Source organism: Daejeonella sp. (assembly GCF_046590655.1).
Lineage (GTDB): Bacteria > Bacteroidota > Bacteroidia > Sphingobacteriales > Sphingobacteriaceae > Daejeonella.
Window position 1 is genome coordinate 1 of sequence record NZ_JBKJUM010000049.1, and the last position, 8,659, is coordinate 8,659.

The window sequence follows — 8,659 nt, forward strand, 5'->3', positions numbered from 1 at the left end:
TATACCACCTGGTGGGAAAAGAAAAAGAGCCCGGAATTTTTAGCCCGTAAGCAATACCGTATCAAGGTTACCGATTTAAGCAAGTTCAACCAGATTATGAGCGCGGTTGATCCGAAAGGGATAGAGTACAGTAATATCGAAAGTTACGATTACTCGAAGATCGAAAGCCTCAAAAAAGATCTCAAAATTAAAGCATTACAGGCCGCAAAAGATAAAGCCAATTACCTTATTACGTCTATCGGAGGTACACTGGGGAGCCCGCTCGATATACAGGAGATCAACAATGAATATTATCCACAGCCTATATACAGGGCTAATACCATGATGAAAACTGAATCGGCCGACGCAGCGCCGATGCCGGATATTGATTTTAAAAAGATCAAACTGACGTATCAGATGAGGGCGGTTTTTGAGATACGATAGAGGAGGTCTGAAGTCTGAAGTCTGATGCAAATCGGAAATGAGGTTGTAGGTAGTCGGAGGTCGGACGTCGGATCTTTCCGGCGGCTAATATGTATTGGAAAGATGACGAAATTGGAACTCCTACGAAAGCGTGAACCTCCTCACTTCATCTAATAGTTTAAGGTTGTACCAACTAAACGAAAGCGGGAAACATCCTCGGTTCACCTAACATCTAATTCGACAACAAAGGCCACGTTATTAAAGAAAATTGGGAGGTTCCCGCTTTCGCGGGAATGACAGGCACGTTTTTAAAGATTGGGGAGGGGTAAGGCGGCCTTTGGCCGACTTACCCCTCCCCAATACCATCAAACAGATTTGTCATTCCCGCGAAAGCGGGAACCATATGCGCATCTTGTTTAATTTCGACCCGACGCTAGCAAATATTAAACCGCCTTACGTTCCAATTCTTTACGAATCAGCAGAAAAATAGCAAAAATTATAATAAGATTTATAAACTGTATATTACTTAGAAATAGACAAACAAGTTTGTAGTTTATAAATCCAGACCTCAGATACCTCTATTATAAGTGATTGCAAATATGTAATTTGCCTGCTTACCTACTTGCATGGACAGACTTCAAGAACCCCGCAACGACGTTCCTTCAAAGAAAAAAACCCTCTACCAAATCCGGCCGGAGCTTCGGGAGTATCTCCTGAAATACGACCGGGAGGTGAAGCTGCCGGTACAGTATTCTGATTTGCTGCGTTTTAATCTTTCAACTCCTTTACGGGATAAAGAAGGCCGGGATACGCTATGGCATACCGTATATTATGATGAGAGTGAGATGAAGGAGCTCTTTCCTAATCTGACGTATATCTATGCTTTAATGAATACGGATGGCGATACTGCAGTAATGGAGCACCTCTCGGTTGCAAGGATCGATTACTGCACTTTCGCAAACACGCGTCCCTTCAGGATCAGGATTATCAACCGGCTGAATGATAACTACGACCACTTCTACATAAAAATTGCGGATGCGTCACGGGTCTATGGCCTTGAACTGGAGCACGTGCTATCACCAAACCGCATTATTTACATGACGGACGGAAATACACTTATCGAAGAACATATCCCCGGACTGCCGGGCGATGAGTTTATAGCCCGCCGTTTGGATACGCTGAAATTTAACCAGATCAGGATATGCAAAGAATTCGTCAAATTCAATGAACGCTGTTTTGTGCGCCTTTTGGGCGATATGCGTTCGTATAATTTCGTGGTTGATATTACTCCTGATATCGAGGGTAACCAATACAGGCTAAGGGCTATCGACTTCGACCAGCAATCGTACGAAGGGAGGCTAAAAATGTATTTGCCTCATTATTTTAAAGAGAATGTAAACCTCGTTCAGCTGGGAATGAAACACATGGACGAAACTACCATGCGTCAGTACCAGGAAGAGGAGCGTACGCTGATAGCCAACCGTTTCCGTTCGGGATACTACAGGCTCGAAGATTTATTTAAGATCATGAATATTGATACCCTCTCACATCCTGAAAAGATACAACAGCTTCGTACAGAACTTTCCGATCACTATAAAAACCCGGTATTTAAAAGTTGTGATACGATGGGGCAATTGGTTTTTGAGTGTTTGGGGCAGGTTGTTGGGAAGAGAGGAACGTGAATGGGGAATTATCCACCTTCTACCCCCCGCCAGCGGGGGACACTGGGCGCCTAGGATACACGACTATTAATCAACTAGAATATTTTCTAGCCGATTTGTCTAGCCGATTTGCTCTCCCCCGCTGTCGGGGGCAGGGGGTGGATACTTGTCAATTCCACCTGATCTTTAACCGCCCAGCCTGGCAACGTGCCTACCGGCAGGCAGGCTGGTAATCTGCCTACTGGCAGGCAGCCTGGCAACTGATCAATCCGGCACATCCTTTGTTAGCATTCCCACATGCAACAAATAACAAACTCCAATTTAAAATGGGTGGAACGCGTTTCCCGTCTTATGGATGAGCAGTTCCGTTTGCCTGGCACCAATTTTCGGTTCGGACTGGATCCAATATTGAACTTAATACCGGTAGCCGGCGATCTTGGTGGTTTTGCGGTTTCAACAGTATTGCTGCTTACCATGGCAAAACATGGTGTAAGCAGGAAAGTGTTATTGCTTATGACACTGAATATCATTCTTGATTCAACCATTGGCGCCATCCCAATCATCGGACAAATTTTCGACTTTGCTTATAAATCGAATAGCAGAAACATAAAACTTCTTAAGGACCATTACGTAGAGGGCAAACATCAGGGCAGTGGCAAAGGAATTATTGCCTGGATTATTATAATCCTGCTTCTTTCTTTTATCCTTGTAGTATACGTTTTGTGGAGCGTGCTAAGCTGGCTTATCGAACTTATCTGATAACGATTACATCAGGATTTATAAACGTTCTGATTTCGTTGACAAGCACGTTTAAATCGAAAGGTTTCGACATAAAAGCATCATAGCAAAATTCGGAATATTTTTGCGCGGCATCCAGGTGGGCCGACAACATAATCACAGGAATATTTTTTTTTCTGGGATCATTTTTTAATTCCTTACAAATTTCTCCGCCGGTCTTACCCCTTAATAAATAATCTATTATGATAAGATTGGGCTCAAAATCGTCGATCATGCGAAAAACATTATCGCCTGAAAGAATCGCCCTTACTTGAAATCCACAGTAGGTGAGGGAAAGATCAAGCGCTTGTAAAATCCCCGGATCATCATCCAGCACTAGTATTCTGTTATCCATACAAGGGAGTATTGTGTCTGCTTTTATTAGGTACTTTATATAATACGCTTGTAAATGGGATTTTGTTTGGGCAAAAAGTTATACGTTATACGTTGTACGTTATAAGTGTATAACGTATAACCTATCTTACAAAACTTAGTACGTTTTACTTACAACTTAATTACTTATTACTTTCAACTTATCCGCCCAGACGTAAAACGTACAACGTACAACGTACAACTTAATCAATCCATTCAAACCCCGTATACCCAACCAAAGCTCCTGGAATTTTGATCCCCTTCTCCGATTGATTATTCTCGAGCAACGATGCCACAATGCGCGGTAATGCAAGAGCACTTCCGTTTAATGTGTGTGCAAGCTGTGGTTTGCCTTCTTTTCCCTTGTAGCGTAATTTCAAGCGATTACTCTGGTACGTTTCGAAATTGGAAACGGACGAGACTTCCAGCCAGCGGGCCTGTGCTGCACACCAAACTTCCATATCATAGGTTTTGGCGGATGTAAATCCCATATCGCCGCCACAAAGGCTCAGGACACGGTATGGAAGCTCTAGTTTTTGCAGCAACGATTGAACATAGGTGCTCATTTCCTCGAGTACATTATACGAAGTGTCAGGATGTACAACCTGTACGATTTCAACTTTATCGAATTGATGGAGACGGTTTAGTCCCCTGACGTGCGCACCATATGAACCCGCTTCACGGCGGAAACATGGAGTGTATGCACAATTTTTAATTGGCAACTCTTCTTCTTTAACAATCACATCCCTGTAAAGATTGGTGACAGGAACTTCAGCCGTTGGGATGAGATACAGATTATCTATTCCGATATGGTACATCTGGCCTTCCTTATCGGGAAGCTGTCCGGTACCAAATCCAGAGGCTTCATTGACAACAATTGGCGGCTGCATTTCCCGGTAACCCGCTTCTCCAGCATTATCCAGAAAAAAATTGATCAGCGCGCGTTGAAGCTTAGCGCCTTTGCCTTTATATACTGGAAATCCGGCTCCGGCAATCTTGTTCCCCAGCTCGAAATCTATGATATCGTATTTTGCGGCGAGTTCCCAATGTGGAAGTGCATTTGCCGGCAATTGTGGAATGGTGCCATGCTCGTAGGCTACCACATTTTCTTCAGGACTTGCTCCTTTTGGAACAGATGTATGAGGAACATTAGGAAGCAAAACGAGTTCATTCTGCAGCAAGATTTCGATGGCAGTAAGTTTCTCGCCAAGGGCTTTAGTTTGCTCCTTGAATGAGTTGGTTTGCAGCTTTAATCCTTCCGCTTCCTGCTTCATCCCCTGACGTATCAGGTCGCCGATTTTTTTTGCTGCTGCATTTGCTTCCGCGGAAATAGAATCAAGGAGGGTTTGAGTTTGACGACGGTCGTCATCAAGCTGAATGATTTGGTCAACAAGTTCAGGCTGTTTAAAATTCCTGACGCCCAACCGATTTAAAACTTCATCTCTATTTTCACGGATATAACTAACTTGCAGCATCTTTAATAATTTTAGGCAAAGATATAAACAGTTTAGAGTTTGGTGCTTGTATTCATCCGCTTATATTTATTGTTTTCTTTTGTCGGATGCCTGCCTGTCGGCAGACAGGGAACCTTTGATGTTTAAAAGGATTTGCCAAACTGCGGCGGTATAAAATCGAAATATGAGCGGTAAACTTTACCTGGTACCAACACCGATCGGAAATCTTGAAGACATGAGCTTCAGGGCCATCCGTATTCTAAAAGAAGTGGATCTTATCCTTGCTGAAGACACGCGTACCAGTGCTCCTCTGCTGAAACATTTCGGTATAGATAAAAAAGTTTTTTCTCATCATCAGCATAATGAACATAAGTCGGTGACAGAAATTATTCGTTTCCTGAAGGAGGGTAAACAAATCGCCCTCATCTCCGACGCGGGTACACCAGCTATTTCCGATCCGGGTTTTCTGCTTGTTCGCGAGACAATTAAAAACGACCTGCCGCTGGAATGCCTTCCAGGAGCAACTGCTTTTGTTCCCGCACTGGTTAACTCGGGCCTGGCTGCCGACCGCTTCACATTCGAGGGCTTTTTGCCGGTAAAAAAGGGGAGGCAGACCCGGATGAAAGAACTTACAGATGAAGAACGGACCATGATCTTTTATGAATCGCCGCACCGTTTGCTTAAAACGCTGGAGGAATTCGCTCAGTATTTTGGAGCGGAGAGGCAGGCTTCGGTATCGCGGGAGCTTACAAAAATGTTTGAGGAGACAGTAAGGGGTACTTTAAGTGAGATTAAAATACATTTTGAAACTAATACGTTAAAGGGGGAGTTTGTGATATGTGTGGCGGGGAAGTAAAGTTGATGCTGCCTTCGGCAGTATGGTTTTAACCGCGGAGAGCGCGGAGTTTTGCGCAGAGAGCGCAGAGTTTTTTCCGGCCTAACAATGGGAGGCGCGAATGTTGGAGAGTTTTGACTGCACGGCTCACGCAAAAATCTGAGCATAGAAGTCTAAACAATTAGCCTCTGCGCTCTCTGCGTTGCACTTTGCGAACTCTGCGGTAAAAAAAACACCTGCCGTCAGACAGGCGCAGACGCAGACGCAGAGTGTTATCACAGAGAATGCAAAGTATGCACCATGCCTCTGCGCTCTCCGCGTTGCACTTTGCGAACTCTGCGGTTAAAAAAAACACCTGCCGTCAGGCAGGTCAAAAAAACATGGCGAAGCCACCAAAAAAAAACAAAAATGGAACAATACTTAACAGACGACCAGGATCCAAGAACCGCCGAAAAAGTCCTTGGAAAATTACGCGATATGCTCACTTCCGGCGAGATGGTAGTTTATTTGGCCATTCAAAAGAAACCGGCGGTTACCCTGATTCCGGATTGCATTGCAATTACGAATAAAAGGATCATCTTTTGTATCCCTGAAAACCTGGGTCTGACCACAAACTTCATCACCTTTCCCTGGGAAGACATTAAAGAGGTTTCGTTCAAAGAAGAATTTTTTGGTTCTAAGTTTATCACTGTCCCGCAAAGGGGCGAAAATGTTGCGATAGATTATATCCCAAAGGTTCAGGCTCGTAAGCTGTATCAGTTTTCGAATGAGCAGCTGGAAAAGAACCGCGGACTTTCTCGAAATCCATTGAGCGAAGATAAGAGCCATCTTTCAGGGAATTCTAATACTTCCGATGATTACACTTCTTATGTTGAGATCGACGAAGAAGAGAAGCCATTCATTCAGCCGCAAAGTCCGCTTCCTATGGAAGAACCCGAGGACGAAGTAACTCTAAGGCTAAAAAAGCTGAAAACACTTTTCGAGAAACAGCTGATTACTTCTGAGGAATACGAACGAAAAAAGGCAGATATTTTATCCCAGTTCTGAGTGAAACAAAACTATCTGCTGGCTCTTTTTAGTGCATTTTTGCTTTGGCTGGCCTGGCCGCCCATACCCTTTACATCTTTAATATTACTGGTGGGCTTAGTGCCGGTACTCCTCGCAGTAGAAAACATTATCAATTCAGATTATAAACAAAAAGGCAAACTGGTGTTCCGCACCGCATTTTTATGCTTTGTGATATGGAACACTGCTTGTATCTATTGGGTCATCAATTCCCTTATGGCGGTTATGCCAACGTGGATGGCGCTTTTCGTAGCAATCATTCCATTCGGATTGGGCTCCCTGCTGATGGCGATTGCTTTCTGGCTGTATTACAGATTGAGAAGAATAACAACTAAATTTCTCAGTTATGCAGGTCTGATCTGCTTCTGGATTGGCTATGAATATCTGCACCAAACCTGGGACCTTGCTTTCCCCTGGATGAACCTTGGCAATGGCTTTGCCCAATCTCATTACCTTGTCCAGTGGTATGAGTATACGGGAGTCTATGGCGGTACTTATTGGGTATTGATGTCCAATATCCTTGTTTTTGAAACCTATCTGGCCTTCAAAGCAAAGGATACTCAAAAGCGTAAATATATGCTTGCTAGCCGATCAATTGCGCATGCCGTACTGCCTGTTTTGCTTTCCCTGCTCATCTATTTTAATTATAATGAGAAATCGAATCCGGCAAATATTGTTGTGGTACAGCCAAATATCGATCCTTATGAAAAGTATGGAAGCCTCAATACTTCCAAACAGATTGAACGGATGATCCGGCTTTCTGACTCCCTGGGACAATCCAACACAGAATATTTCATCTGGCCGGAAACAGCAATTTCGCAGAAAACAGATGAGGCCGCTATCAGGACTGAAAGTAATTTCATCAGGATCCAGTCTTTCCTGAGCAAATACAAAAATGGCAATCTCTTATCCGGAATTGAAAGCTTTACCCTTTATGACACCCAGAAAACAACAACCGCCCGATTTGATGGGAGCCAGCGCTTATATTTTGATGTTTTCAATGCTGCAGTTCTTATAGAAAATTCGCCAAAGGTTCAGTTTTACCATAAATCTAAACTTGTGCCGGGTGTTGAACAAACCCCTTTTTCAAATACCATGAGTTTTCTCAAGCCAGCTTTCGAAGCGTTTGGCGGTTCAGCAGGCAGTTATGGAAAACAGGACGAACCTAGTGTTTTCTACTCTCAAAGCGGCATTGGTGCAGCACCTGTTATTTGTTATGAGTCGATCTGGGGAGAGTATGTAGCCGATTATGTCAAAAAAGATGCTCAATTTATTGCGATCATCACCAATGACGGATGGTGGGGTAATACCTCCGGCAAGGATCAGCATCTTCAATACGCGAAACTTCGTGCTATTGAAACACGAAGATGGGTAGCACGTTCCGCTAATACCGGGATATCCGCCTTTATTAATCAGCGGGGCGATATCACACAGCAAACTAAATGGTGGGTGCCAGCAGCACTTAAGGCTGATATAAATCTTAATGATGAGCTCACGTTTTATGTTAAGCATGGGGATTATATCGCATTGGTGGGATCGGTGGGAAGTGGGTTGTTTGGAGTGTTTTTGTTGGTGGGGGTTTTTAGAAGGAAGAAAAGACATTTAAAGGTATAGATACAGTCCAAGGACGGGAATTAAGTGAGGGTCCAGGGCTTGAATAAGGTCCCTCACTATGTCATGTAACTTTCCAGGTGTGGTTTGGTGGCAAGAGGTCCATCGCTGCGTTTTTAACGTTCCAGAGTGATTTTGTAGCAGGAGGTCCCTCGCTTCGCTTCGGGATGACGGACGCACTTTTTGGAGGATTGGGGATTTCTCCTCGCGGCACATTTATCGTTAATGATAATTTTCACACCCGCTTGTCGAAATTGGTCCAATTACTAATCCATTTGTACCATTAACTAGTTCCATTTCGTCAAAACGTATTTTGATTCCTATATTCCACTATGGACAGAGGTGGGTATGTTTACATGATAACCAATAAGTATAAAACAACCTTGTATGTTGGGGTAACCTCCGACCTTCGTTCAAGAGTGATACAACATAGGGAGCATTTTTATCCCGACAGCTTCACTGCCAAATACAATCTTAGTTCT

Annotated in this window: 8 protein-coding genes and 1 pseudogene; 7 read left to right on the forward strand and 2 right to left on the reverse strand. The window is 43.7% G+C overall.

Annotated features, from left to right (window positions below; all coding sequences use genetic code 11):
• The 3 genes from ACLL8Z_RS05505 to ACLL8Z_RS05515 form a co-directional block, all read left to right on the forward strand.
• The coding region (locus tag ACLL8Z_RS05505) for an SIMPL domain-containing protein (RefSeq protein WP_411273764.1) at positions 1–423 on the forward strand (423 nt) is incomplete at its 5' end.
• Positions 424–1,028: 605 nt separating this feature from the next.
• Positions 1,029–2,084, forward strand: coding sequence for a hypothetical protein (locus tag ACLL8Z_RS05510; protein ID WP_411273765.1), 1,056 nt, complete (start codon positions 1,029–1,031; stop codon positions 2,082–2,084).
• 276 nt (positions 2,085–2,360) lie between these two features.
• On the forward strand, positions 2,361–2,822 hold the full coding sequence (locus ACLL8Z_RS05515; protein WP_411273766.1) for a DUF4112 domain-containing protein: 462 nt from the start codon (positions 2,361–2,363) through the stop codon (positions 2,820–2,822).
• Here ACLL8Z_RS05515 and ACLL8Z_RS05520 read toward each other — a convergent pair.
• A complete protein-coding gene (locus ACLL8Z_RS05520; RefSeq protein WP_411273767.1) occupies positions 2,815–3,195 on the reverse strand; it encodes a two-component system response regulator in 381 nt (126 codons plus the stop codon). The genes ACLL8Z_RS05515 and ACLL8Z_RS05520 overlap by 8 nt on opposite strands.
• A 220-nt stretch (positions 3,196–3,415) precedes the next feature.
• Complete coding sequence (gene serS, locus ACLL8Z_RS05525) at positions 3,416–4,687, reverse strand: serine--tRNA ligase (protein WP_411273768.1); 1,272 nt, start codon at positions 4,685–4,687, stop codon at positions 3,416–3,418.
• Positions 4,688–4,850: 163 nt separating this feature from the next.
• On the opposite strand from serS, the gene rsmI reads away from it, so the two are divergent.
• The 4 genes and pseudogenes from rsmI to ACLL8Z_RS05545 form a co-directional block, all read left to right on the forward strand.
• Positions 4,851–5,522: a 16S rRNA (cytidine(1402)-2'-O)-methyltransferase gene (gene rsmI / locus ACLL8Z_RS05530; protein WP_411273769.1), complete on the forward strand. Its 672-nt coding sequence runs from the start codon at positions 4,851–4,853 to the stop codon at positions 5,520–5,522.
• A gap of 387 nt (positions 5,523–5,909) precedes the next feature.
• Positions 5,910–6,548: a PH domain-containing protein gene (locus ACLL8Z_RS05535; RefSeq protein ID WP_411273770.1), complete on the forward strand. Its 639-nt coding sequence runs from the start codon at positions 5,910–5,912 to the stop codon at positions 6,546–6,548.
• Positions 6,549–8,180 (forward strand): apolipoprotein N-acyltransferase, encoded by a 1,632-nt coding sequence (gene lnt / locus ACLL8Z_RS05540; RefSeq protein ID WP_411273771.1) that lies wholly within the window; start codon positions 6,549–6,551, stop codon positions 8,178–8,180.
• Positions 8,181–8,533: 353 nt separating this feature from the next.
• A pseudogene (locus tag ACLL8Z_RS05545) lies at positions 8,534–8,659 on the forward strand (GIY-YIG nuclease family protein); the annotation flags it as partial.

What these genes read in the sequence shown, in the direction of transcription:
- ACLL8Z_RS05515 (WP_411273766.1), top strand. Translation starts at nt 2,361, where the DNA reads ATGCAACAAATAACAAACTCCAATTTAAAATGGGTGGAACGCGTTTCC.
- serS (WP_411273768.1), bottom strand. Translation starts at nt 4,687, where the DNA reads ATGCTGCAAGTTAGTTATATCCGTGAAAATAGAGATGAAGTTTTAAAT.
- ACLL8Z_RS05520 (WP_411273767.1), bottom strand. Translation starts at nt 3,195, where the DNA reads ATGGATAACAGAATACTAGTGCTGGATGATGATCCGGGGATTTTACAA.
- rsmI (WP_411273769.1), top strand. Translation starts at nt 4,851, where the DNA reads ATGAGCGGTAAACTTTACCTGGTACCAACACCGATCGGAAATCTTGAA.
- ACLL8Z_RS05510 (WP_411273765.1), top strand. Translation starts at nt 1,029, where the DNA reads ATGGACAGACTTCAAGAACCCCGCAACGACGTTCCTTCAAAGAAAAAA.
- ACLL8Z_RS05535 (WP_411273770.1), top strand. Translation starts at nt 5,910, where the DNA reads ATGGAACAATACTTAACAGACGACCAGGATCCAAGAACCGCCGAAAAA.